Annotated in this window: 22 protein-coding genes, 1 tRNA gene and 1 pseudogene; 6 read left to right on the top strand and 18 right to left on the bottom strand. The window is 37.3% G+C overall.

Translation table 11 applies throughout. The annotated features are described in order from the left end of the window. The first annotated feature begins 140 nt into the window (after positions 1 to 140). Positions 141 to 2480, top strand: a complete 2340-nt coding sequence (locus GUU89_RS06885; RefSeq protein WP_162127228.1) for a hypothetical protein — start codon at positions 141 to 143, stop codon at positions 2478 to 2480. Positions 2481 to 2517: 37 nt separating this feature from the next. On the opposite strand, the gene GUU89_RS06880 is transcribed toward GUU89_RS06885, so the two are convergent. The 10 genes from GUU89_RS06880 to xrtF form a co-directional block, all read right to left on the bottom strand. After that, the gene (locus tag GUU89_RS06880) at positions 2518 to 3201 is read right to left on the bottom strand and encodes a DedA family protein (protein WP_162127227.1); all 684 of its coding nucleotides are present in this window, start codon (positions 3199 to 3201) and stop codon (positions 2518 to 2520) included. An 84-nt stretch (positions 3202 to 3285) separates the two neighbouring features. Further along, positions 3286 to 4029, bottom strand: a complete 744-nt coding sequence (locus GUU89_RS06875; RefSeq protein WP_162127226.1) for a DUF2490 domain-containing protein — start codon at positions 4027 to 4029, stop codon at positions 3286 to 3288. Beyond that, positions 4029 to 4664, bottom strand: coding sequence for a carbonate dehydratase (gene can, locus GUU89_RS06870; protein ID WP_162127225.1), 636 nt, complete (start codon positions 4662 to 4664; stop codon positions 4029 to 4031). The genes GUU89_RS06875 and can overlap by 1 nt, the downstream gene beginning before the upstream one ends. Positions 4665 to 4761: 97 nt before the next feature. Beyond that, entirely contained in the window at positions 4762 to 5103 is a 342-nt protein-coding gene (locus GUU89_RS06865; RefSeq protein ID WP_162127224.1) for a heavy-metal-associated domain-containing protein, read from the bottom strand. A 17-nt stretch (positions 5104 to 5120) separates the two neighbouring features. Beyond that, positions 5121 to 7142 (bottom strand): TonB-dependent receptor plug domain-containing protein, encoded by a 2022-nt coding sequence (locus GUU89_RS06860; RefSeq protein WP_202924439.1) that lies wholly within the window; start codon positions 7140 to 7142, stop codon positions 5121 to 5123. A 49-nt stretch (positions 7143 to 7191) separates the two neighbouring features. Further along, on the bottom strand, positions 7192 to 7584 hold the full coding sequence (locus tag GUU89_RS06855) for an HYC_CC_PP family protein (protein WP_162127223.1): 393 nt from the start codon (positions 7582 to 7584) through the stop codon (positions 7192 to 7194). A 59-nt stretch (positions 7585 to 7643) separates the two neighbouring features. After that, complete coding sequence (locus tag GUU89_RS06850) at positions 7644 to 8999, bottom strand: MBL fold metallo-hydrolase RNA specificity domain-containing protein (protein WP_162127222.1); 1356 nt, start codon at positions 8997 to 8999, stop codon at positions 7644 to 7646. A gap of 2 nt (positions 9000 to 9001) precedes the next feature. After that, positions 9002 to 9832, bottom strand: a complete 831-nt coding sequence (locus GUU89_RS06845) for an ATP cone domain-containing protein (RefSeq protein ID WP_162127221.1) — start codon at positions 9830 to 9832, stop codon at positions 9002 to 9004. A gap of 47 nt (positions 9833 to 9879) precedes the next feature. Further along, entirely contained in the window at positions 9880 to 10326 is a 447-nt protein-coding gene (locus GUU89_RS06840) for an exosortase F system-associated membrane protein (protein WP_162127220.1), read from the bottom strand. Continuing rightward, entirely contained in the window at positions 10301 to 10858 is a 558-nt protein-coding gene (gene xrtF, locus GUU89_RS06835; RefSeq protein WP_162127219.1) for an exosortase family protein XrtF, read from the bottom strand. Before xrtF ends, GUU89_RS06840 begins: the two co-directional genes overlap by 26 nt. A gap of 71 nt (positions 10859 to 10929) precedes the next feature. Between xrtF and GUU89_RS06830 the strand changes: the two genes are divergently transcribed. The 5 genes from GUU89_RS06830 (at position 10930) to rpe (ending at position 15868) form a co-directional block, all read left to right on the top strand. After that, positions 10930 to 11385, top strand: coding sequence for a GAF domain-containing protein (locus GUU89_RS06830; protein WP_162127218.1), 456 nt, complete (start codon positions 10930 to 10932; stop codon positions 11383 to 11385). Positions 11386 to 11491: 106 nt separating this feature from the next. After that, a complete protein-coding gene (rpsO, locus tag GUU89_RS06825) occupies positions 11492 to 11761 on the top strand; it encodes a 30S ribosomal protein S15 (protein WP_162127217.1) in 270 nt (89 codons plus the stop codon). A 140-nt stretch (positions 11762 to 11901) separates the two neighbouring features. Further along, on the top strand, positions 11902 to 14079 hold the full coding sequence (locus GUU89_RS06820) for a polyribonucleotide nucleotidyltransferase (protein WP_162127216.1): 2178 nt from the start codon (positions 11902 to 11904) through the stop codon (positions 14077 to 14079). A gap of 142 nt (positions 14080 to 14221) precedes the next feature. Then, positions 14222 to 15085 (top strand): sigma-70 family RNA polymerase sigma factor, encoded by an 864-nt coding sequence (locus GUU89_RS06815; protein ID WP_026711939.1) that lies wholly within the window; start codon positions 14222 to 14224, stop codon positions 15083 to 15085. A gap of 120 nt (positions 15086 to 15205) precedes the next feature. Then, positions 15206 to 15868, top strand: a complete 663-nt coding sequence (gene rpe, locus GUU89_RS06810) for a ribulose-phosphate 3-epimerase (protein WP_162127215.1) — start codon at positions 15206 to 15208, stop codon at positions 15866 to 15868. A gap of 164 nt (positions 15869 to 16032) precedes the next feature. Here rpe and GUU89_RS06805 read toward each other — a convergent pair. The 8 genes and pseudogenes from GUU89_RS06805 to GUU89_RS06770 all read right to left on the bottom strand — a co-directional run bounded on the left by GUU89_RS06805 (position 16033) and on the right by GUU89_RS06770 (position 24616). Continuing rightward, positions 16033 to 16106: transfer RNA gene (locus tag GUU89_RS06805), tRNA-Arg, on the bottom strand. A 12-nt stretch (positions 16107 to 16118) separates the two neighbouring features. Continuing rightward, on the bottom strand, positions 16119 to 16568 hold the full coding sequence (locus GUU89_RS06800) for a GatB/YqeY domain-containing protein (RefSeq protein WP_162127214.1): 450 nt from the start codon (positions 16566 to 16568) through the stop codon (positions 16119 to 16121). Between the two features lie 202 nt (positions 16569 to 16770). Continuing rightward, positions 16771 to 18743 (bottom strand): annotated as a pseudogene (gene ftsZ / locus GUU89_RS06795) (cell division protein FtsZ). Positions 18744 to 18780: 37 nt separating this feature from the next. Further along, positions 18781 to 20166 carry a cell division protein FtsA gene (ftsA, locus tag GUU89_RS06790; protein WP_162127213.1) on the bottom strand — a complete coding sequence of 462 codons (1386 nt, stop codon included), beginning with the start codon at positions 20164 to 20166 and terminating at the stop codon, positions 18781 to 18783. 6 nt (positions 20167 to 20172) lie between these two features. Continuing rightward, positions 20173 to 20895 carry a cell division protein FtsQ gene (locus GUU89_RS06785; RefSeq protein WP_162127212.1) on the bottom strand — a complete coding sequence of 241 codons (723 nt, stop codon included), beginning with the start codon at positions 20893 to 20895 and terminating at the stop codon, positions 20173 to 20175. After that, positions 20892 to 22232, bottom strand: a complete 1341-nt coding sequence (gene murC, locus GUU89_RS06780; protein ID WP_162127211.1) for a UDP-N-acetylmuramate--L-alanine ligase — start codon at positions 22230 to 22232, stop codon at positions 20892 to 20894. Before murC ends, GUU89_RS06785 begins: the two co-directional genes overlap by 4 nt. A gap of 1 nt (position 22233) precedes the next feature. After that, complete coding sequence (gene murG / locus GUU89_RS06775; RefSeq protein ID WP_162127210.1) at positions 22234 to 23325, bottom strand: undecaprenyldiphospho-muramoylpentapeptide beta-N-acetylglucosaminyltransferase; 1092 nt, start codon at positions 23323 to 23325, stop codon at positions 22234 to 22236. Position 23326: 1 nt separating this feature from the next. Next, positions 23327 to 24616: an FtsW/RodA/SpoVE family cell cycle protein gene (locus GUU89_RS06770; RefSeq protein WP_162127209.1), complete on the bottom strand. Its 1290-nt coding sequence runs from the start codon at positions 24614 to 24616 to the stop codon at positions 23327 to 23329. Between the last annotated feature and the right edge of the window lie 58 nt (positions 24617 to 24674).

Below are 24674 nucleotides of genomic sequence, written 5' to 3'. Positions count from 1 at the left end.
TTTCTATAAAAACAAAAAACGCCTCAAGAAATTGGGGCGTTTTTTTTATTTGTTTTGTAAATAAATATCTATACTTTTAAAATCGATTTAAAACCTTATCGGATGCGAAAGTGTAACCTTCTTTTTTATTTATTGCGTTTTTGCTTATACAAAATTTATACTCTCAAAATGCAATTGATGAAAACAAAGACAAAATATCAGCGGTACTTGAGAATTATTTTGATTTGGAACGTGAAGCCATACATCTTCATTTAGACAAAACAACTTTTATTACCAATGAGGCCATTTGGTATCAGGGCTACATTATCAACCGAAAAACCAGTAAGCCTTATTTCACCACCAATGTTTACATTGTTTTATATGATGAAAAAGGAACTCAACTTTCAGAAAAATTAGTTTTTGCCAGCAATGGGACATTTTCAGGAAAGATTGACCTTAAGCCAGCGATGCATTCCGGGAACTATTACATTCAAGTTTATACCAACTGGATGAATAATTTTAGCGAAGACGAATCAACCATTACCAAAATCAATATCATTAATCCGGAAGAAGGCATAAAAAACTCCAAAAAAGCAAACTCGGAAACACTCGAAATTCATCTCAAACCCGAAGGAGGTAATCTTATCAGCGGCATTTCCAACTCGGTTGGTGTTCAAGTAAAAGACTGCAGAGGCAATAGCCCTGAGAATTTGGAAGTTTCAATAGAAAATGGCAGTGGTACCGTTTTAAAAACAGCTAAACTAAATCGATTTGGTTTAGGAAAATTCGAAATCACACCAACAGAAGAACCGCTAAAAGTAATGTTGCGCTACAGTAACAAAACCTATGAAAAGCAGTTGCCAAGTCCGGAAAAAATGGGATTTGCATTAGCCGTAAACAACTTCTCGATTGAAGGGAAAACCATTATTAAAATCAAAACTAACAGTACTACTTCCAATTTGTTAAATTCAAAAAAGTTTTATTTGTTGGTACATCAAGACCAAAAATCTATCTTATATGATATACAGTTCAATGCCGAATTGGAGCAAGTTATCGCGATAAACAATACCGAACTCTTTGAAGGCATCAATACATTACGAATTATAGACAGCGATTTGCAACAGTGGAGCGAACGCTTGATTTATACCCATCCGAATTTTAAGGACACCGCAACAACCTTAGTAAATAAGAACAAAAACAATGGCAAAATAATATTAACCGGCAATAGTCCTTTTCAAAACACCAGCATGAGCATTACTATTTTACCCGAGAACACTAAAAGTTATGACAAGGACAACACTATTTTTTCCGGATTAACCATTAATCCCTATTTAAATGAACCATTACAAAATACCGGTTATTATTTCAACTCGCCGGGAAGAGCCCAATATTATGAACTTGATTTAGCTTTATTAAATCAGGAAAAGTCAAAATATATCTGGAATTACCTAAAAACAACTACGCCATCAGCCAATTACAGTTTCGATATTGGTGTAAATTTAAAAGGCACTATCGACCCCAAGATCATTAACAAACCATACCACAAAGTAAAGTTGGTCTCTTATAAAGATTTCATTATGATGTCAGCCGATGTTACTGAAAAAGGAGATTATCTTTTTGAGCACATCCTTATTGCTGATTCAACTTTTGTTACAATGTCTTTACAAAAGCTTCCCAATTTTGATATCATTAAAACCAAACTAAATCCACAAGTACTCAATAGGAAAAAACCATTTTATAAACCCTTCAAAATAAACATTCCCGAAGGCTGTACAGAAACTGAAAGTGACATTTTGGTTATGAACGACTTTGACATTCCTAAGTTTGCCGCAAATGTTATCCAACTGAAAGAGGTTAAAATTAAAGCTCCTGCTAAAAAAAGTTTAACCTATGAAAACAAGTTAGGAAACGGAAGTCTCAGAGCTTTTAAAGTAGATGAAACTATGGAACGTCAGGATTTATTGGTTTTTATACAATCTAATGGTTTTGATGTAGCCAGAAGCGGTCTGCATATAACGGTTTACAGCAGAAACCGCAATTCTTTACACGCAGCACAACCAACACCTGAAATCACTATAAATGGCAGAGTACTGATGTCTCACGACGAATTAGGTATAATGGACATGAGTGAAATTGACGAAATATACCTTAGCCCGTATGCTATTGTGCCGAGCATAAAAAACAACATGGGCGTTATTAAAATTTATACTAAAAAAAATATCCCTAATGCTGTTGTCAAACAGGACATCAACTCCTTTTATTTTAAAGAAGGTTTTGCTCGATATTTTGGTTTTAAAAATGCCGATTATGAAAACAGTCAAAGCAGTGGCTTTAACAACTATGGATTATTGCATTGGGCTTCAAGCATAGTTACTGATGAAAACGGTCAATTTACTTTTGAAATCACCAATTACAATAAGCCAAAAGCTAAAGTTATCATTGAAGGAATAACTAATGACGGACAATTATTTCAGGAAGAAAAAACAATTGATTTACAATAAAAAAGCGCCTCAAGATTTGAGGCGCTTTTTTTGTGCTCTATTCTGCTTGTTTCGGGGTTTTCTTTATCATTTTAAGAAATACCGGAAAAGTTGAAATCAATATGATTGCGATAACAATTTTCTCTATATGGTGCTTTAAATCGATATCAAATTTCTCTAAAAACATTCCGTATAAATAATGTCCTGAAAAAATCAAAACAAACGACCAAAGGAAAGAACTCACAATATTATAGAACATAAATTTCTTTTTATCCATTGTCACAATTCCGGCAACAATTGGCGCAAAAGTTCTTACAATTGGTAAAAAACGAGCGAATATGATAGCTTTTCCGCCATATCTTTCAAAGAAATCTTTGGACTGAATTAGGTATTTTTTCTTAAACCAAAAACTATCTTCTTTTTTGTATAAATAATAACCACTTTTAGAACCAAACCAATAACCCATCATATTGCCAAATATTCCTGCCACAGCCACTAATACTGACAACAAGGTCACGTTTACCAAATCACTTGGTATAAACGTAAAATTCTCTACTAAATCACGGCTGTAAATTCCGGCTAAGAAAAGTAAACTGTCTCCCGGCAAAAAGAAACCGGCAAAAAGACCTGTTTCGGCAAACACTATAAACAACACAATCCAAAGACCCACTTGTACACCGCCAATAGACATGGTAATGTAAAATTCAGGATTTAGCAATTGCATCCAATTAAAGTCATTCATGGATTATAAAATTAAAATAGATAAAATTCGAGCGTGAAATTAAGCTTTTTTTGGGATAACCGCATTTTAAAAAGTTAAACTCTGCTATTGTTTTTGCAAATTTAGGTTCTGAATTAACGAAATAGAAATCGTGTGATTCATCACGTCAGCTTTGGCATTAGAATTCACAAAGTGATTCATATAGCCTACCTCCAAACGGATGTGATTATTATAATTCAGTCCCAAACCAATCAAAAAACGGTTTTGGTCAACTATATTGGAATTGACTTTATTATCACCCAAAGTGACAAAGAACTCATTTTGCAACACGGCATAAATTTCTTCATCGGTAGCTTTCAAATTGGTGATGTGAAATAAATTCCGATTCAGATAACGCAATCGGTTTTGGCAATTACTCCCTGTTGAAACCGGATTTCCGTCAACCATTCCAATCGAGCCTACCCAGCGCTGTTCCAACCGCAATCGATGTGTCATGACATTTTTGTTTTCGTGCCATTTTTTATTGTATTGAAACTGTTCCCAAAGCCTATTTTCTTTAAAGAAACGTTCAGTCGCTGCGTCAAACGTATTAACTAAAGCATATCCGGAGGTTAGATTTTTAGAAGGTGAAATAAAATAAACCGCTCCGATTCGGTAGATGTTTTGTACATTCTGTTCCAATTGATTGTCCATTCTGAATTGCGCTTCAATATGATAGCCCCAGTTTTTGGAAACCTTATATTGTCCGGAATAAGCAAACCAAACCCGCTGATTTTGGGTCATGCCCTGAGCATTCAAATACTGATTTGAAATAAAAAGAAAGCTGATTAGTAGTAGAACTTTGCGCATTAAAATTCTAATTGATAAACATCGTCTAAGTCTTTATTACTGCTGAAATTTACATTCAAATCCGTCACAAAGCCCGAATTTAAACCATAAACCCAACCGTGAAGCGTTAATTCTTGACCATTCATCCATGCAGATTGTACGATAGAAGTTTTGGCCAAATCAAAAACTTGCTCAATAACGTTCACTTCTACAAAACGATTAAAACGATCGGTTTCATTTTCAATAGCATTCAATTCCTGATGATGCAAACGATAAACATCTTTAATATGACGAATCCAATTATCAATAATACCGATAGAAGTGTTGCCCATAGCTGCTTTAATCCCTCCGCAACCATAATGACCACAAACAATAACATGTTTAATTTTCAAAGCATTCACAGCATAATCCAAAACGCTCAGCATATTCATATCCGAATGCACCACCATATTGGCAATGTTACGGTGCACGAAAACTTCTCCCGGTTTGGCCCCTATAATTTCATTGGCCGGAACGCGACTATCAGAACAACCAATCCACAACAAAGGCGGATTTTGACCTTGTGATAAATCTTTGAAATAATTAGGATCAATCTTCAATTGGTTCTCGACCCATTGTTTATTATTGTCCAATATCTTTTTATAAAAATCGCTCATAGCAAAGACGGTAATTCGTTAGTTGGTGTAAAGATAAAATTATTAGTCGAAAGTATTTCAAATAAAAAAAGCCCCTCAAAAAGAGGAGCTTTCAACATTATTTTCTTTCGTATTTGCAGCACGAATGCAGTTTTTCATAAACAGTATCTTCTGCTTTTGTATCATCGGTATCGTGACCCACTTTGGCAATGGCTTTTTTTACATCTGAAACCGAACATTTTTCTTCGTTCAAAAATACCGTCAAATTGTGGCTTTCAATATCCCAAGTCGCCGATTTAACCCCGGGAACTGAATAGGCTGCTTTTTGAATTCGTTTTTGGCATTGTTCACAATTACCATTGACTTCAAATTGGTATTTGGCATTTTTATTTTTCTTTTCTTGAGCTTGTGTAGAAAGTGCTACAAACAGCAACATCATTCCTAAAATTATATTCTTCATCGTATTTATTTTTAACATTATTTTATTTTAAATCGCAATCCGGCGTAATACATTTGGCCAAAAATAGGCGCATACACAATTGAGGTATCAAAAGTTGGTCCGAATGGATTTTCGCTACCCAAAACGGCTTTGTGCTGACTGTAATTTCCAATATTTTCGCCTCCGATATACATTTCAAAAGTACTCGAAAAAGTTCGGGTAATTTGAGCGTTCATCACACTAAATGACGGAGAAAACTCGGGCAACTGGTCATGATGCGGATTACTTGCCGTGTTGGGTAATTGCTGTTTCCCTAACCAATTGAATGTATAATCAAATTTCCATTGTTTTCCTTTTTCGGCTATGTGCGTTTCATATTCTAAGTTCGCAAAGAAACGGTGCTTTGCCTGTAACTGGCGCTGATAACTCCCCGAAAGATAATCGGTCGAAATATCATAATACTTATAAGCCGTTCTCAGATTGAGGTGTTCGATAATTTCTAAATTGAAATCCAATTGCAAACTATTAGCATACGATTTCCCTTTTAAGTTATAAAACAAGACTTGTTGCGGCGAATTCATCACATCCACCACGGCTTGATTTTGAAAATCAGTGCGATAAAAATCAACCGTTGTATCGGCATTCATGCCAAATAATTTAAAGTTCTGAGTAAAACTGATTCCGTAATTCCAAGCAATCTCCGGATTCAATCCATAAATTTTCCCATTAGTATCTAAAACCGAAAAGGTTCGGGAGCTGGCAAATAGGTTTTGGTTTTCGGCAAAAATATTGGCGGCGCGCTTGCCTCTTCCGGCTGAAAATCGGAGTACGGCTTTTTCCCAAGGATTGTATTTTACGTGCAATCTCGGGGTGAAGAACCCTCCTAACCTATTGTGATAATCGAATCTTCCACCCAAAATATAACTGAACTTGTCGCTATCATCATAAGTATATTCAAAAAAAGCACCTACTGAATTATCTATTCGACTAACATTGGCAAGGTTTACAAACTCGGCATATTTATCATACGTGAAGTTCAACCCTGTTGCAAATTTGTGCATTGTATTGCTGATAATCGAATTGAAAATCAGGTTGGAGTAATAGCTTTGTTGCTTGATGTCGTATTGATTCAAACCAAAATAGGATCCTTGATTGTGACTGCTGAAAGCATTTTGAAAGCCAATGCTTTGATACGGCATATCCTTGAAAACATAACCCACTTTAGAAGTAAAATCCAATCGTTCCGTATTGATTTCAGAACCCCAATAATTGGTTGTTCCTTTATCTCTGTTAGGATCAAAATTAAGCTGACCGGTTTGCTTTTCATCTTTCATAAAACGAAGATTTAAAAACGCCACCCAACCTGTTTCCGGATTGGCAAATTGCCAACGGTTGGCTACATTAAACTGTCTTCCCAACGGATTGTCAAGAAAGCCATCATCATTCATATCGTTTTTTGACACTCGGGCATTGCCGTGTACAAACAAACTGGTAGCCCAATAATCTGAAACTTTCTTATTGAAATGGGTATTTAATTCAAAACGGGAATCGGTCGAGCCGTAAGCATTCAGAAAAAAGGGAATGTCTTTCATGGGTTTGATTAACTCGGTGTTAATTTGACCCGAAATACTCTCATAGCCATTTACAACGCTGCCGGCTCCTTTGGTAATTTGGATACTTTCTACCCAAGTTCCCGGAGTAAAAGACAACCCATAAGCTTGAGAAGCGCCGCGCACTGAAGGAATATTTTCTTCGGTAATCATGATGTAGGGACTGGTTAACCCGAGCATCTTTATTTGTTTGGTTCCTGTCAAGGCATCCGAAAAATTCACATCGATAGACGGATTGGTTTCGAAGCTTTCGGCCAAATTACAACAAGCCGCTTTTAGTAATTCTTTGCTGGTAACTACAGTTGTATTGGCGGTTCCTGAAAGTGATTTTTTTAACCCTTTGCGTTTGGCTTCCACTGTCACTGTTTTTAAGGAATCTTGTTGAATCGTTTCCTGTGAAAAAGTGATGACTGAAAACAATAGCGCTAAGAGTAGCAGTATTTTTTTCATTATAATAGATTTTAATATTCGTATAAATTAACTTTTATCGAATATTAAATCAGGAGTAGAAAGTATATTGGCTGTACAAGAGATAAAACGGCGGCGCATTGGCATCGCAATAGTATGGCGTAATCTCTGTTTTTTTGAAAGTAAAATTAGATGTAAAAACGATAGGTTTCCAATCGTTATAAACCGGAATGTAATCAGCCGCGAACGTTAAACTTTTGACGATAAGCTGCTCTGATTTAATTTCAGATTTTATGATTTTGTTTTTGCAACATTTGGATTCTTGCTCAACAGCACCGCAACAATTCTTTTCTGAACCTTCAGCAGTGGGCACATGCAAAGTAACCGAAGCTACTTTACCTCCGCAATAATGCACATTAAACGCCAACCCCAAGTTGGAAACCAACAGGAAAAAAGTCAGCAAAATACTTATGTGCTTTTTCAAATTCATGATGCAAAGCTAGTAAAATCGAATTAGGAAAAACTTAAAATCGTATTAAAACTTTACAGTTCAAACTCTTGCCCCATCATAGGAACAGAACAAATAAACCCATAACGCTCCTGAATCTTGATGCGCAACTCATCCGCCGGTTGGTTTTCGCCATGGACTAAAAAAACTTTTTGGGGTTTAGACTGCAGTGCTGAAAGCCAATTGAGCAAATCGTTTTGATCGCCATGTGCTGACAAACCTTCTATTTCCAGAATTTTGGCTAAAACAGGATAATATTTTCCGTAGATTTTTAATTCAGTGGCTCCTTCGAGTAATTTTCTTCCACGAGTTCCCTCGGCTTGATAGCCCACAATGATAATGGTGGTTTCGGGCAAACTGATGTAGCGTTCTAAATAACTTAAGACTCTTCCGCCGGTAATCATTCCGCTGGCAGCTATAACTACTTTAGGTTGCGTATCATAAATTGTATCAACTGTTTCCTGATAATCAGTGTTCATCGTAAACATTTTACACATTGCTATGCAATCACTTTCGGAAAGTTTGTGCCAATTTTTATTTTTCGTAAAAACCTCCAAAACACTTATGCCCATGGGCGTATCAATAACATAAGGGATATCAGGGAGTTTGTCTTCTTCCTTTAGTTGCCATAGCAAATACATAATGCTTTGTGCTCTTTCAACAGCAAAACTCGGAATGATCACGGTACCACCTGCTTGAAATGCATTGTTGATATAGGTTTCTAAAGAAAGTTTGACGTCTTCTTCCTGATGAATTCGGTTACCGTATGTACTTTCCAGAAAAATATAATCGGCGATTTTGGGTTTGGTTGGAGGATACATCAGCACATCGTCATCTCGGCCAATATCTCCGGAAAAAACCAACGTTTTGTTCTCCAGTTTCAATTCGATAGAACAGGCCCCGATAATGTGTCCGGCATTACTAAAAGTGGCTGTTATTTCGGCATCCAGTTGCACTTCTTCATTCGGTTTGATTACTCGAAATAAGGGAAATACCTGCTCGGCTTGTGTTAAATCATACAGTGGCTCAGCTTTTTCATGTTTGGAAAACTTTTCTTTATTGGCGCGTTCGGCTTCTTCTTCCTGAATTTTAGCACTGTCTAACAAAATCAATTTAGCTATGTCTTTGGTTGGAGAAGTACAATAAATTTTACCTTCAAAACCTTGATTGACTAACCTTGGCAGCCAACCGCAATGGTCTAAATGGCCGTGCGTCAACAAAACAAAATCAATGGTGTTGGGCAAAATCGGAAGAGGCTCCCAGTTAAGTTCTCTTAGTGGCTTGATTCCCTGAAATTGTCCGCAATCAATCAAAATTCGAACTCCATTGCTTTCAACTAATGTTTTGGAACCTGTCACGGTACCTGCTCCTCCCAAAAATTTAATTTTCATTACTACATATATTTACAAAGTTCAGCAACTTCTTTTAGTACATTTTTTATTCGGATAGTGCTAAGTCCAATTTTTACTAAGACTTCAGCATTATCGCTTACTTCTTTGGCCAAAATAATATCGAGCACCAACAGTTTATCTTTTTCAACAGCCGTTAAAGTAGTCAAACACGTTACCGGATATAATCTATCTTCATCTATTCGTTGTCGCAGACTGCCTTTTTGAGGATAATCCCAACTGAGTAATTTCAAACCGGAACAAGTGGCAAAAGTCATGGCATCAGAAGTAAAACGATTATTAGTGACAATCCAACAAGCTGATATTTTATCTTTTTTAGTAAAAATGGTATGGTTTCGGTCTTTAACATCATTGAAGCGTGAGAGGATGTATAACGGCACTTTCACATCCGAGTTGGTTTCGCTACCGGCGTGAAACTTACATTCAATCATTTCGATGTAATTATTTTTCATAACAGCTACATCTATTTCATGACCGACACATCGGCCCGATAGGAAGAGGTTGGTTTGAGCCAAATAACCTTCGGAAATAAAAAGACGGGCAATGTATTTTTCGAAAAAGAAACCCGCCGGCCCCAACATTTGAATGGCAGCGCGAAGATTGTAACGGGCGGCATGCGAGTTGGATGATTTTTTGAGTAAGCTGAAGGCTAATTTGTATATTTTTTTGGTTGTAATGCCTTCGTAGATTTGGCTGTCAATGACATTTAAAACCTCTTCAACCACTTGAGTACCGGCTCCCGACTTGAGCAAAGAACTCTTCAGTTTGTCACGATTAAACTCAACTATACTTCCCGAATGCTTTACTATTTTCATTTTTTTATCAGCTTATAAAACACTAGTAAAGTTACGGAAAAAGTCGGTTACTTTTTGAGTTGTTTCTGATAATAAAAAGCAGGAATAAAGAGCAAGATAAATATTGGCTGAATCAAAAATCTTCGGATATAAAAAAGTGTCATTTTACTTTCTTCGCCAAAAAAATTGAGTGTAAAGATAAAGCTAATCATCAGCACCGAGCCCAAAATCATATAAAGCAACATCGAAAATTTGACAATTTTAGTATCCTTAAAAAGGACATACAATAAGAACAACGAAATCACCGAGTTGATATAAAACCGAATCCCCAAGCTAAAAAATAATTTAAAAATATTGATTTTCGGAAACGGCGAATGGGCATATTCGGTTTTGTAATAGGCTAAGAAAGGATCATAAAACAGTTGGTTTTCAAAAAGCCGGATGCAGATTAGCAATCCGATTAAAACCAATGACCAAAACAATTTTTCTTTATTTTTTTGTAGTAACTGTAGCATGTAATGAAAATTTATTAACCCAAATTACCCATAATAAAAATACTATCCCATAAATAACCAGCGGAAAAATAACCCCGTGAAGCAATTGTTCATATAGCGGAAAATGGTATAAGGCAATACTTAATAGCACTATTCGGCCTACATTCAGCACATGGATTAAAACACTTCCGGACAAAATAAATAAAACCGTAGGCTTAAATTTACCGGTGAAAGCAATGATAAAAGCAACGAATAGTATAATTACACTCAACGCATTGCAGCCTTCAATAATTCGGGAAACGTATTTATGGTGGTAAAATATCTTTATGCTGGGTTCTTTAAGATGTGGCATGGTGTAAGATTGGGAATCAATCCATGATAAAACAGTTCCGGTTTGCTGGGCTACCATTTGGGTAAATGAATCCACTTCTGATTTAGAAGCATCAAACCTATTTAAATAAGATTGGTATAAAATGGTCAGGAGCAGGTATGTCAATAAAAATTTCCCCAGAAATAGTAAAAACGGTTTGTATTGCAGGAGCAGATTTTTCAAAGTGGAATTTTTAACAAATTTATATAAAATAAAAAAAGTGCAGTCGTTACTTTTGCATAAAAAAATTGAAAATGAATTTCGAGAACTTAAAACCACAAGTGACGGCTATCCTTTCGGAAGCCAATATTGAGCGCGAGGTAAAACTGAAAGCCTTATGTCAATTCCTTTTTGACCATGTAGATTATTACAATTGGGTTGGTTTTTATTTTGCTGATCACGAAAACAAAACATTACATCTTGGTCCATATGTTGGAGCCGAAACAGACCATACTGTGATTCCGTTTGGAAAAGGTATTTGCGGGCAAGTGGCTGAATCAAATGCTAACTTTGTCGTGCCCGATGTTGCCGCCCAAGACAATTATATTGCTTGTAGTTTTACGGTAAAATCAGAAATTGTGGTGCCACTTTTTGTAAATGGTAAAAACATTGGTCAAATTGATATTGACAGTCATGTGCTAAATCCGTTTAGTACTGCGGACGAACGTTTTTTAGAGTTTGTAAATGAGGAAGTTGCCAAACTATTTTAAGTTCGTAACAGATTTTTATTTGCCTAATCAAAAAATAAAATTACCTTTGCACACGAATTAGGAAAACCTTAATTCATACATAATAATCATTTAAAATAATATTAGCATGTACTTAACTAATGAAGTTAAAGCAGAAATCTTCGCTAAACACGGAGGAAAAGCAGAAAACACAGGATCTGCAGAAGGACAAATCGCTTTGTTCACATTTAGAATCTCTCACTTAACTGAGCACTTGAAAAAAAATCGTCATGATTACAACACTGAGCGTTCGTTAGTACTTTTGGTAGGTAAAAGAAGAAGTCTTCTTGACTATTTAAAGAAAAAAGATATCAACAGATATCGTGAGATAATCAAAGAATTAGGTATTAGAAAATAATACATATCTAAAGAGGTGCTTGCGCGCCTCTTTTTGTTTTATAAATAAAGAAGAAAAGTTTCGGTTTTTCATTGGGTTACAAACAACTACTACAACAACTACAACACAACTAACCTAATAGTTTAAACGAATTAATTTTTATGATTCCAAAAGTAACCCAAGAAACAATCGATTTAGGTGATGGAAGAAACATCACAATCGAAACCGGTAAATTAGCCAAACAAGCAGATGGTTCTGTTGTTGTTAGATTAGGCGACTGTATGCTTTTAGCGACAGCAGTATCTGCAAGAACGGCCAATCCAAATGTTGACTTCTTACCATTAACGGTAGATTACCGTGAAAAATTTGCTGCTGCAGGACGTTTCCCTGGTGGCTTTTTCAAAAGAGAAGCGCGTCCAAGCGACAGCGAAGTATTAACCATGCGTTTGGTGGATCGTGTTTTACGTCCATTATTCCCGGATGATTATCATGCAGAAACACAAGTTATGATTCAATTAATGAGTCATGACGAAAACGTGATGCCGGATGCATTAGCCGGATTAGCTGCCTCAGCTGCTTTGGCAGTTTCAGACATTCCTTTCTACAATTTAATTTCGGAAGTACGTGTAGCACGTATCGACGGTAAATTTGTAATCAATCCAAGCAGAGCACAATTAGAATTATCAGACATCGATATGATGATTGGAGCTTCTTTGGATTCAGTGGCGATGGTTGAAGGTGAAATGAAAGAGATTTCAGAAGCCGAAATGGTAGAAGCTATCAAATTTGCACACGACGCAATTAAAGTACAAATCCACGCTCAATTAAGATTGCAAGAAGCTTTTGGTAAAAAAGAAATCCGTACTTACGAAGGTGAAGTAGAGGACGAAGAAGTTTACAAAAAAGTAAAAGCAGCCGGTTATGACAAATGTTATGCGATTGCACAGGAAGCTTCAGGAAAAAGCGAAAGAGGTGAAAAATTTGCCGCAGTAAAAGAAGAATGTAAAGCTTTGTTTACTGAAGAAGAATACGCTGAAAACGCTGACCTAGCCGGATTGGTTGGAAAATATTTCTATAAAACCAACAAAGAAGCAGTTCGTAATGTAATCCTTGAAAAAGGAATTCGTTTGGATGGAAGAAAAACAACTGAAATCAGACCTATCTGGTGTGAAACGGATTATTTACCTTCTGTTCACGGTTCGTCTTTATTTACCCGTGGAGAAACACAAGCTTTGGCTACAGTAACTTTAGGAACATCTAGAGAAGCTAACCAGATCGATTCTCCATCAGAACAAGGTGAAGAAAAATTCTATTTACACTACAATTTCCCACCATTCTCAACCGGTGAAGCCAAACCTTTAAGAGGAACTTCGCGCAGAGAAGTTGGTCATGGAAACTTAGCACAACGTGCTTTGAAAAATATGATTCCTGCTGATTGTCCTTATACTATCCGTATTGTATCTGAAGTTTTAGAATCTAACGGTTCTTCTTCTATGGCTACAGTATGTGCCGGTACTATGGCTTTGATGGATGCCGGAGTTCAAATGGTAAAACCGGTTTCTGGTATTGCTATGGGATTGATTACTGATGGTCAAAAATTTGCCGTATTGTCAGATATCTTAGGAGATGAAGATCACTTAGGCGACATGGACTTTAAAGTAACCGGAACCAAAGACGGAATCACAGCTTGTCAGATGGACATCAAAATCGACGGATTGCGTTATGACATTATGGAGCAAGCTTTGAACCAAGCTCGTGACGGTCGTATGCATATTTTAGGCAAATTAGTGGAAACTATTGCAACACCAAGAGCTGATGTTAAGAAACATGCTCCAAAAATCATTATGCGTACCATTCCTGGAAACTTTATTGGTGCTTTGATTGGTCCTGGTGGAAAAGTGATTCAAGAATTACAAAAAGCAACCGGAACTACTATCGTTATCAACGAAGTGGATGAACAAGGTGTTGTTGAAATCTTAGGAACCGATCCAGATGGAATTGCAGCTGTATTGGCGAAAATTGATTCTATCATTTTCAAACCAACTGTTGGTGAATCTTACGAAGTGAAAGTAATCAAAATGCTTGACTTTGGTGCTGTTGTTGAATACACAGCCGCTCCAGGAAACGAAGTATTACTTCACGTTTCTGAATTGGCTTGGGAAAGAACTGAAAACGTTGCCGATGTTGTAAAAATGGGCGATGTGTTTATGGTGAAATACTTAGGTATTGATCCAAAAACCAGAAAAGAAAAAGTGTCGAAAAAAGCACTTTTACCTAGACCTCCTAGAGACGAAAACCGCCCTCCTAGAGAAGATAAGAAAGACGCTCCACAAGGTTAATTCAGTTTTATATTAATTCATAAAAAATCCCAACTCGAGAAATTGAGTTGGGATTTTTAAATTAAAATTAAAAAATTGTAACTTTTTTGATTTACTTTACGTATAACCACCTGAACACTTTAAAGTAAAGGAGACAAATTAAATGAGACAGCTCAAAATCACCAAGCAGGTAACAAATCGTGAAACTGCATCCCTAGACAAATACCTACAAGAGATTGGAAAAGTTGATTTGATTACTGCCGACGAAGAGGTAGAATTGGCACAACGTATCAAAGCCGGAGACCAAAGAGCTCTGGAGAAGTTGACAAAAGCCAATTTACGTTTCGTGGTTTCGGTAGCAAAACAATACCAAAATCAAGGTTTGACACTTCCCGATTTGATTAACGAAGGTAATTTAGGATTGATTAAAGCTGCACAACGTTTTGATGAAACACGTGGTTTTAAATTCATTTCCTATGCTGTTTGGTGGATTCGTCAATCCATACTACAAGCTTTAGCAGAACAATCCCGTATTGTGCGTTTGCCTTTGAATAAAATCGGTTCTATCAATAAAATCAATAAAATGTACGCCTTGTTAGAACAATCTAACGAGCGAGCTCCTTCAGCCGAAGAAATTGCAAAAGAACTTGATATGACTGTAAATGACGTAAAAGAGAGTATGAAAAACTCCGGGCGTCATTTATCAATGGATGCTCCACTTGTAGAAGGAGAAGATTCAAACCTTTATGACGTTTTACGTTCAGGAGAATCACCAAATCCGGACAGAGAGTTAATCCATGAGTCTTTAAGAACCGAAATTGAACGTTCTTTAGAAACTTTAACACCAAGAGAAGCCGATGTAGTTCGTTTGTATTTTGGTTTAGGCGACCAACATCCAATGACTCTAGAAGAAATTGGAGAAACTTTCGATTTAACTCGTGAACGTGTTCGTCAGATTAAAGAAAAAGCCATTCGCAGATTAAAACACACTTCAAGAAGTAAAATATTAAAAACATATTTAGGATAATCCTAATGAACGATAACAACAGTCTGATTAACTGTTCGTTTTTTGATTGATGATTGAAACTCCGGCTGATTACCGGAGTTTTATTTTTTATAATTATCTTTGTCGAAACAACACTACCCCATGAAAAACACACTTATTGCCCCCTCTGTCCTTGCTGCTGATTTCGCGAATCTGCAACGTGATATTGAAATGATTAACAACAGCGAAGCTGACTGGTTTCATATTGATATTATGGATGGTGTTTTCGTTCCAAACATTTCTTTCGGAATGCCTGTTTTAGAAGCTATTTCCAAACACGCTAAAAAAACAATTGATGTGCACCTGATGATTGTTGACCCAGACCGCTACATCAAAACTTTTGCCGATTTAGGGGCTAATATTTTGACTGTTCACTATGAAGCTTGTACTCATTTACACAGAACGCTGCAAGCTATCAAAGCAGAAGGCATGAAAGCCGGTGTAGCTTTAAACCCTCATACGAATGTAGCCCTCTTGGAAGATGTAATCAATGATATTGATTTGGTTTGTATGATGAGTGTCAATCCCGGATTTGGCGGACAGTCTTTCATTCAAAACACTTATGAAAAAGTAGAAAAACTAAAAGAATTAATTATCCGAAAAAAGGCAAGAACACATATTGAAATTGACGGCGGGGTAACCGATAAAAATGCAAAAGCATTAGTTCAATCCGGAGCAGATGTTTTAGTAGCCGGGAGCTTTGTTTTCAAGTCAGATGATTCAATGAAAACTATTTCTGATTTAAAAAAATTAGTTACTTCTTAATTTACAATACTAAATAAAAAAGCCTGAAGATAAACTTCAGGCTTTTTTTGTTACCGAGAAGGGATTGACTTGGTCTTTCCCTCAAAGCTCGGCTTTGAAAGAAGAGAAGGAGAAAAAAATGCTCAAGCAAGCTTGGACATTTTTTCTCCTTCTCTTCTTATTCGTGACCGCGAAGGGATTCGAACCCCCAACCCTCAGAGCCGAAATCTGATATTCTATCCAGTTGAACTACGCAGCCTTATTTATTGATTTAAACTAATAATTTTTTAACTATAGCCGAAATGGTTTTCCCTTCAGCAGTTCCTCCTATTTGGGCCGTAGCTAATCCCATAACTTTACCCATAGAAGCTATTCCTGAGGCTCCGGTTTCGGCAATAATTTTGGCAATGATGGCTTCTACTTCAGCTTCTGAAAGTTGGGCCGGAAGGAATTTTTCAATTACTCCAATCTGAGCCAATTCTGGTTCTGCTAAATCGGGACGGTTTTGAGTTGTAAAAATCGCAGCACTGTCTTTACGCATTTTTACCAATTTTTGCAAAATCTTGATTTCATCAGCTTCGGAGATTTCTTCTTTAGATCCTGAAGAAGTTTGTGCTAATAAAAGTTCTGATTTGATGGCACGAAGCGCTTCCAAGGCAATGGTGTTTTTTTCACGCATGGCATTTTTCATTTCGTCCATTATTTGGGCAGATAAACTCATATGTTGTATTTTATTTTGTTAGACAAAGCTATGATTTGCTTTTTAGCCCCGATGGGAGTGGCTACCTTGTAGCGCGGACAGCGGGAAAATGGATGACTGAAACAGCCCGAACCTTTCGCTCCTAAAAAGCACTGCGAAGGTAAAAAAATAACCCGAAAATCGCAATGCAATTTTCGGGTCATTAGATTAGAAAAATGGCAGACTAATCTACATTATCGTGCAGAAATGAATTGTTGGTACGAATTTGCAAATCATCGTTACTATCAGTACCCAAAGACATTCTGGAATTTGTATTAGTGTCGGCGTTGTTTGACAGATCAAGGCCTAAGCGTTTGTATGCCGGTTCTTTTTCTAATTCCTCAATTCGTGACGGATTGTTGTGGAACTTGTAATTGAACTCTTTTAATTTTTTTCTGCGTTCGTCAGCTCTGTGTTTCAAAGTCTCTTCAATGGTCATTTCTACCGGAGAAACGTCTTCAAAATGCATTACCGGTTGTGGCTTTTCGATTTCTGCTTGTGGTTTCATCGTAATGTTTAACTCTTCAGCAATTGGCTCTTCCACAACTGCAACAGCGGCTGGTTTAGAGTTTAATAAGTCGTTTTCCAACTCCATGTACTCTTCCAACGAATATTTGATAACGCCTTCTTCGTTTAGTTCAGTCACCGGAACAAATTGTACCGGTTCGTTTACTACGATATCATTGGCATTCGACAAGTCGAAAACGATTTTGCTTTCTTCAACAGCCTCTACCGTTTCTATTTTCTCAAAGATTGGCGTTGCAGCAGGCATATCGAAGGTGAACGTGATTTGTTCCTCTTCTATGATGCTTTGCGGCTCAACCACTTTCATTTCGCGTACCTCAGGCGTAGTTACTTTGTAATCGATGTCCATGATTGGCGATACGATTTCGAAAGTCACATCCAAGTTGCGGATGAATTGGTTCATCGCGATTAATTCGTTATCATCAATAGCTGCTGTAGCTACAGCTACTGCTGGTGTTTCAATTGGAGTTTCAATCTCGTCTTCTATTAATTCGAATACGATTTCTCTTCTTTGGTTTCTGTTTTTGGTGTATCAATGGCTTGGAAAACCTCTACCGGTTTTTGGGTTAAATCGCGCACCAATTTTTGTTCGTCACCCAAAGTGTGAATAATTTTTTTTACTTCGGTATTTACGATGCCGTTTTGTTGTTCTACATTAAACCCTGTAGCAATAATAGTAACTGCAATAGCTTCACCTAACGTTTCATCTTCACCAACTCCCATAATGATGTTGGCATTGTAACCGGCTTCCGATTGAATGTGGTCATTAATTTCTCCGATTTCATCAATAGTAATTTCGTTAGAACCCGAAACGATAAGCAACAATACGTTTTTGGCTCCTGAAATTTTATTATCATTTAATAACGGAGAATCTAAAGCGGTAACGATAGCCTCTTTAGCACGGTTATCACCTGTAGCAACAGACGAACCCATGATGGCCGTTCCACTGTTAGACAATACCGTTTTAGCATCTTTCAAGTCGATATTTTGCGTGTAGTGGTGTGTAATTACCTCGGCAATCCCACGAGAAGCCGTAGCTAACACTTCATCTGCTTTGGAGAATCCGGCTTTGAAACCGAGATTTCCGTATACTTCTCTCAATTTATTGTTATTGATAACAATTAAAGAGTCAACTTGTTTTCTTAATTTTTCAACCCCTAACAAGGCTTGTTCCGAACGCACTTTACCTTCGAATTGGAAAGGAATTGTTACGATTCCAACCGTAAGAATATCACGTTCTTTGGCCAATTGTGCGATTACCGGAGCAGCACCTGTTCCTGTTCCTCCACCCATACCGGCTGTGATAAAAACCATTTTAGTATTGGTATCTAACATTTTTTCAATGTCGCCCACACTTTCTAAAGCAGATTGTTGTCCTACGTCAGGATTTGCTCCCGCGCCAAGTCCTTCGGTTAAGTTTACCCCTAACTGAATCTTATTAGGCACAGGACTGTTTTGAAGTGCTTGTGAGTCTGTGTTACAAACTATAAAATCAACTCCTTTAATGCCCTGTTTGAACATGTGATTGATAGCGTTGCTTCCGCCGCCACCAACTCCGATTACTTTTATCACATTTGATTGATTCTTTGGTAAATCAAATGAGATGCTTCCAAATTCTGAGTTGCTTATCATACTATTTTGGTTTTGTTAGGTTTTATTCTGTTTATGCTTATTCTGCGTTATCTAAAAAATCTTTAATCTTGTCTACATAGCGGTCAAAAAACGATCTTCTGATTTTGCTTTCTGTAGTTTCGTTTTCAATTTTGCTTACCGGCAATTCAATTTCATTCAACACTTCCTCTTCTACTTTTTCTTCGGCTACCGGTTGGAAGACTACTTGTTTTGGCGCTTCGGCAACTACTTCTTTCAGTTCAATTTTGTAGGCACTGTTCGAATTGTTTTCGATACTGTTCATTACCAATCCTACTGCTGTAGCAAATAATGGACTGGAAATTTCTTCACTCGAATTGCCTGCCAAATGTTCGTTTGGATAGCCAATTCGGGTATCCATGCCAGTAATGTATTCCACCAATTGCTTGATGTGTTTCAATTGTGAGCCACCACCGGTTAAAACGATTCCGGCAATTAATTTTTTGCGCGGGTCTTCGTGTCCGTAGGCTTTGATTTCGGTGAAAACTTGCTCAATGATTTCAACTACTCTTGCGTGAATTATTTTCGACAAGTTCTTTAACGAAATTTCTTTTGGATCTCTCCCTCTTAATCCCGGAATGGATACAATTTCATTGTCTTTATTTTCGCCCGGCCAAGCTGAACCAAATTTTGTTTTTAATAATTCTGCTTGCTTTTCAATAATCGAACATCCTTCTTTGATGTCATCTGTAATTACATTTCCTCCGAAAGGCACCACTGCTGTGTGACGAATAATACCATCTTTGAAAATGGCTAAATCCGTAGTTCCACCGCCTATATCAATTAAAGCTACACCGGCTTCTTTTTCTTCCTGACTCAGAACCGCATCGGCTGAAGCCAATGGCTCCAAGGTTAATCCTGACAATTCAATGCCGGAACTTTGGATACATCTTCCAACATTACGAATAGAAGACGCTTGTCCTACCACTACGTGAAAACTGGCTTCTAAACGAGCCCCGTACATTCCAATAGGCTCTTTGATTTCGGTTTGTCCGTCAATCTTGAATTCTTGTGGCAATACGTGAATAATTTCTTCTCCGGGAAGCATGGCCAATTTGTTTACTTGGTCAATCAACAACTGAATATCTCTGCCGCTGATTACTTCTTCCGGATTGGTTCTGATTACGTAATCCGTATGTTGAATGCTGCGAATGTGTTGCCCGGCAATACCTACCACCACATCGTTAATTTTATAACCTGAATTATTTTCTGCTTCGATTACTGCTTGTTGAATAGACTGAATAGTTTGCGTAATGTTGTTTACCACACCACGAGCCACGCCAAGACTTTTGGATTTACCTACCCCCAAAATCTCTAATTTTCCATACTCATTTTTCTTGCCAATCATGGCAACAATCTTGGTTGTTCCAATGTCTAATCCGACTGCAATATTCTCTTTTTCCATAATCTTCTATTTTATGCACACCACTTGCTTGGTAAACTTCAGGTTGATTCTTTTGTATTTGTTCAATGTACTGTCTGAAACAGCCTTCTGAAAAAATGCTTTATAGTTCTTAAATTTGGTCTCGATGTTAATAGTTCTACCGAAATCGATTTGGTAATCGTAATTTCGGTTCGCCATAATCAGGCTTCCGTTAGGCAAAACTTGTACACCAATGATATTTTTTTTCAAAAAATCATCTTCAGCAATCATCCTTAAAACTTCAGATAATTTTTCTTTTTTTACTACTGTAATCTCCCCCGATAGTAGCGGCACTCTGGCTGTATAATTATCCGATAACGGCATACTATTCCCTTCATTATCAATATAGAAAGAACCCGTTTCATCAAACACTCGTCCGAGAGGTGTTTTTTGTTTCACCACCGCTTTTAAAACCCCATCAACACTGACAAACACATCAGCTTTCTCAATCAATTTTTGTTGGTTGATGGACTTTTCCAATTTATTCAAATCTAACCCATCTTTTTTTAATGTTTTTAGGTCCTGATTTTTTTCTATTAACAATTTATTAACCGTTTCCGGCTTCAAAAAAAGGTTCTTTTCTCCAACAAAAACCACCTCCGTTTTCTTGATTTTTCGCATGGCATTTCGCTGCGAAGTGAACGAATACAGGAAGATTACGACCGCAATCATCAAGACCAATCTTATATTTGTCCAAGTGAAAATTTTCATAGCAACGCCTTCTTAATGTTAGGAACTAATTCACCAATATCTCCCGCACCGATAGTTACAATTATTTTAGCGTCGTTAGCCAAAATTGTCGGAATTAAATCGGCTTTGGAAATCAACTTTTTATTTGGATTTTCCATTTTGGAAAGCAGCCAACTTGAGGTAATTCCTTCCATTGGTAATTCTCTGGCCGGATAGATATCTAACAACAAAATTTCGTCAAACTGTGATAACCTTTTAGCAAAATCATCGGCAAAATCTTTGGTTCTGCTGAATAAATGCGGTTGAAAAATGGCCAGTACTTTTTCGTTTGGATACAATTCGCGAACCGCTTGGTGCACGGCATTAATTTCGGTGGGATGATGCGCATAATCATCGATATACACTAAGTCATCCGACTTAATTTGATAAGAAAATCTGCGTTGAATTCCTTTAAATGATGCCAAGGCTCTAGTAATGGACTCGGTTGGGGTACCATAAGTTTTAGCCATCGCTAAAGCCATCAAGGCATTCATTAAATTGTGTCTTCCGGGCAAACCGAATTGCAGATTTTGTATTGTTTCCGAAGGCGTTTGCACATCAAAAACATAAAACCCGTTTTCAATTCGTATGTTGAAAGCTTTATAAGTTGCTTCTTCTTCAATTCCGGTGGTCATTCCTTCTAACGGTAGACCTTTAGGAACGAATAAATTATTTTTATTGGTTACTTTGGCTGCAAATTCACGGAATGAATCTTCTATGGCATTTTTATCACCATAAATATCCAAATGATCGGCATCCATCGAAGTTACACAGGCAATATCCGGATGCAAATGCAGGAACGAGCGGTCAAACTCATCCGCTTCAACAACCGTAACTGTTTTTCCGTTTCCGATTAGATTGGAGTGGTAATTTTCTACAATTCCGCCAAGAAATGCAGTCACATCGGCACCACTTTCATAAAGAATATGACCCAATATACTGGAAGTTGTTGTCTTACCGTGTGTACCGGCAACGGCGAAACAAAAGGTATCTTTGGTAATAATACCCAATACTTCGGCGCGTTTTTTTACCGTGTAATTTCTTTCTAAAAAATAATTCCATTCCGAATGCGTAACCGGTACTGCCGGCGTGATAATAACCAAAGTATTTTCAGTATAATAATCGGTGGGAATTAAGTTAATATTATCTTCAAAGTGAATGGACATACCTCCGGCTATCAGTTCGTCCGTCAACATGGTTGGTGTTTTGTCGTAACCCGAAACATTCTTTCCTATGTTTTGGAAATACCGAGCCAAAGCACTCATTCCGATGCCTCCGATGCCGATGAAATAGACGTTATGGATTTGGTTTAAATTCACTTTATTGTAGCAATTTTATTATTTCTTCTACGATGTCTTTAGTGGCATTGGGTTTGGCCAATTTTTTTATGTTTTGGCTCAAGATTAACTGCAAATCATCATTGGAAATTAAATCTGAAAAAACAGTTTCAAACTGTTCATCCAATTCACTTTCTTTTAAAAGAATAGCCCCTTTTTTATCTACAATGGCCTTTGCATTTTTTGTTTGATGGTCTTCGGCTACATTGGGTGACGGAATAAAAAGGGTTGGTTTTCCCACCAAACACAATTCCGAAACCGAAGAAGCTCCGGCACGGGAAATCACAAAATCGGCAGCGGCGTATATTAAATCCATTCGATCAATAAACGCTACGACCTGTACATTTTCTTTTTCGTTGAAATGTTGGTATTCATCGAAATACAATTTACCGCATTGCCAAAAAACCTGCACTCCACTAACTAAAAGAAAATCAAGTTCTTTAGCTATTAATTGGTTTACCCTTCTGGCTCCTAAGCTTCCGCCTAAGATTAAAAGTGTTTTTTTATTGGCATCCAATTTGAAATAAGCAGTCCCTTCTGCTCTTTTAGAATCTACATCCAGCAAATCCTGACGAACGGGATTACCCGTAAAAACGATTTTATCTTTTGGAAAAAAGCGCTCTAAATTTTCATAAGCCACACATATAGCATTAGCTTTTTTGCTCAAAAGTTTGTTGGTAATACCCGGATACGAATTTTGTTCCTGAATCACCGTTGGAATATTAAAACTATTAGCCATTTGCAGTAACGGTCCGCTGGCAAAACCACCGGTTCCTATTACAACATCGGGCTTGAAACTTTTTATTATTTGGCGTGATGTCCATAAACTGCTTATCAGTTTGAATGGAAACATGGCGTTTTGGAAAGTCAGTTTTCGTTGTAAACCGGCAATCCATAACCCTTTAATTTGATAACCGGCTTGCGGTACTTTTTGCATTTCCATTTTGTCTTTGGCTCCTACAAAAAGAAACTCAGCATCCGGAAACCGTAGCTTTAATTCATTGGCAATCGCCACCGCCGGATAGATATGTCCGCCTGTGCCACCACCGCTTAATATGAATTTTAGTTTGTTCATGCTAACTTCTTTTTAAAATAGGCTCCATTGGATTGGCTTTGTCTTCAATTGAAAAATCTTCTTGTTCAGCTTCTTCGTCCTCTTTCAATTGTTTATCAATAAGCTTTTGCAAAGCATCTTCACGTTTTTGTTTTTCGGCTTGCTCTTCGGCAATTTCTTCATCTTTTTTGGTTACACTCAAAATGATTCCAAGCGCAATACAAGTCATCCAAATCGAACTTCCTCCCGAGCTAATTAACGGCAAGGTTTGTCCTGTTACCGGCAATAATTCCACCGCTACCGCCATGTTGGTCATCGCCTGAAAAATGATGGGAAATCCTAAGCCAATGACGACTAGTTTTCCGAAAAGCGAATTGGCTTTGTGTGCCGCTACGACAAATCGGAACAACAACAATAAATACAATCCTAAGACTAATAATCCCCCGAAAAGACCGTATTCTTCTACGATAATGGCATAAATAAAATCGGAAGACGATTGTGGCAAGAAGTTTTTCTGCACACTTTTCCCTGGACCTAAACCATAGACTCCGCCTGAAGCAATAGCAATTTTTGCTTTCTCTATTTGATAATCATCTTCATCGGGTTTATCGCTGGTGAAATTATCAATACGTGCAATCCAAGTATCTACACGATTAGGGAAAGCATCAGGAAAGGCTTTAGCGACTAAGATGAAAAATGTCAATCCAATAATCCCGGCACCAATGATGATTCCGATATATTTCAAAGGGTATTTACCAATAAAGGCCAACATCATGACCATAGCAAATATTAAGGCTGCGGTAGATAAATTGGCAGGAAGTATTAATACTAATGTAATAAAAACCGGCGTCCATAATTCCCATAGCGAAGATTGGAAGGTGATTGGTGTTTCTCTGGTTTTAGATAAATACCTGGCCACAAAAACATACAGCACTATCGAAGCTAATGTTGACGTTTGGAACGTAATCCCGATAAACGGAATCTGGATCCATCGGCTGGCATTGGCGCCTTCGATTACGGTTCCTTTTAGCAACGTATAAATCAACAACAACCAAACAACCGGTAATAAAAACCTTGATATGGTTCTGAAATAATGATAGGGAATTTTGTGGACTTTATATAAAATAAAAAAACCAACAAATACTTGTGCTCCATGTTTCAGCAAATAGGTTAATGCATTTCCTGAGCCGTGGCGCATGTAGGCCAAATTACTACTCGCACTAAACACCGGCATAAATGAAAATAATGCCAAAAGGGCCACGAATGCCCAGATGACTTTATCTCCTTTTAAACTGTGAATTAGTTCTTTCATATTCTGATTTAGGATTTGAGATTTAGGATTTGGGATTTAGATAAATCCTTATTCCTCA

The organism is Flavobacterium phycosphaerae, from assembly GCF_010119235.1.
GTDB lineage: Bacteria > Bacteroidota > Bacteroidia > Flavobacteriales > Flavobacteriaceae > Flavobacterium > Flavobacterium phycosphaerae.
This window is presented reverse-complemented; position numbering and strand designations above follow the sequence as displayed.

Coding starts and splice junctions, on each gene's coding strand:
- GUU89_RS06880 (WP_162127227.1), bottom strand. CDS start 3,201: ATGAATGACTTTAATTGGATGCAATTGCTAAATCCTGAATTTTACATT.
- GUU89_RS06875 (WP_162127226.1), bottom strand. CDS start 4,029: ATGCGCAAAGTTCTACTACTAATCAGCTTTCTTTTTATTTCAAATCAG.
- can (WP_162127225.1), bottom strand. CDS start 4,664: ATGAGCGATTTTTATAAAAAGATATTGGACAATAATAAACAATGGGTC.
- GUU89_RS06865 (WP_162127224.1), bottom strand. CDS start 5,103: ATGAAGAATATAATTTTAGGAATGATGTTGCTGTTTGTAGCACTTTCT.
- GUU89_RS06860 (WP_202924439.1), bottom strand. CDS start 7,142: ATGAAAAAAATACTGCTACTCTTAGCGCTATTGTTTTCAGTCATCACT.
- GUU89_RS06850 (WP_162127222.1), bottom strand. CDS start 8,999: ATGAAAATTAAATTTTTGGGAGGAGCAGGTACCGTGACAGGTTCCAAA.
- GUU89_RS06845 (WP_162127221.1), bottom strand. CDS start 9,832: ATGAAAATAGTAAAGCATTCGGGAAGTATAGTTGAGTTTAATCGTGAC.
- GUU89_RS06840 (WP_162127220.1), bottom strand. CDS start 10,326: ATGCTACAGTTACTACAAAAAAATAAAGAAAAATTGTTTTGGTCATTG.
- GUU89_RS06830 (WP_162127218.1), top strand. CDS start 10,930: ATGAATTTCGAGAACTTAAAACCACAAGTGACGGCTATCCTTTCGGAA.
- rpsO (WP_162127217.1), top strand. CDS start 11,492: ATGTACTTAACTAATGAAGTTAAAGCAGAAATCTTCGCTAAACACGGA.
- GUU89_RS06820 (WP_162127216.1), top strand. CDS start 11,902: ATGATTCCAAAAGTAACCCAAGAAACAATCGATTTAGGTGATGGAAGA.
- GUU89_RS06815 (WP_026711939.1), top strand. CDS start 14,222: ATGAGACAGCTCAAAATCACCAAGCAGGTAACAAATCGTGAAACTGCA.
- rpe (WP_162127215.1), top strand. CDS start 15,206: ATGAAAAACACACTTATTGCCCCCTCTGTCCTTGCTGCTGATTTCGCG.
- GUU89_RS06800 (WP_162127214.1), bottom strand. CDS start 16,568: ATGAGTTTATCTGCCCAAATAATGGACGAAATGAAAAATGCCATGCGT.
- ftsA (WP_162127213.1), bottom strand. CDS start 20,166: ATGGAAAAAGAGAATATTGCAGTCGGATTAGACATTGGAACAACCAAG.
- GUU89_RS06785 (WP_162127212.1), bottom strand. CDS start 20,895: ATGAAAATTTTCACTTGGACAAATATAAGATTGGTCTTGATGATTGCG.
- murG (WP_162127210.1), bottom strand. CDS start 23,325: ATGAACAAACTAAAATTCATATTAAGCGGTGGTGGCACAGGCGGACAT.
- GUU89_RS06770 (WP_162127209.1), bottom strand. CDS start 24,616: ATGAAAGAACTAATTCACAGTTTAAAAGGAGATAAAGTCATCTGGGCA.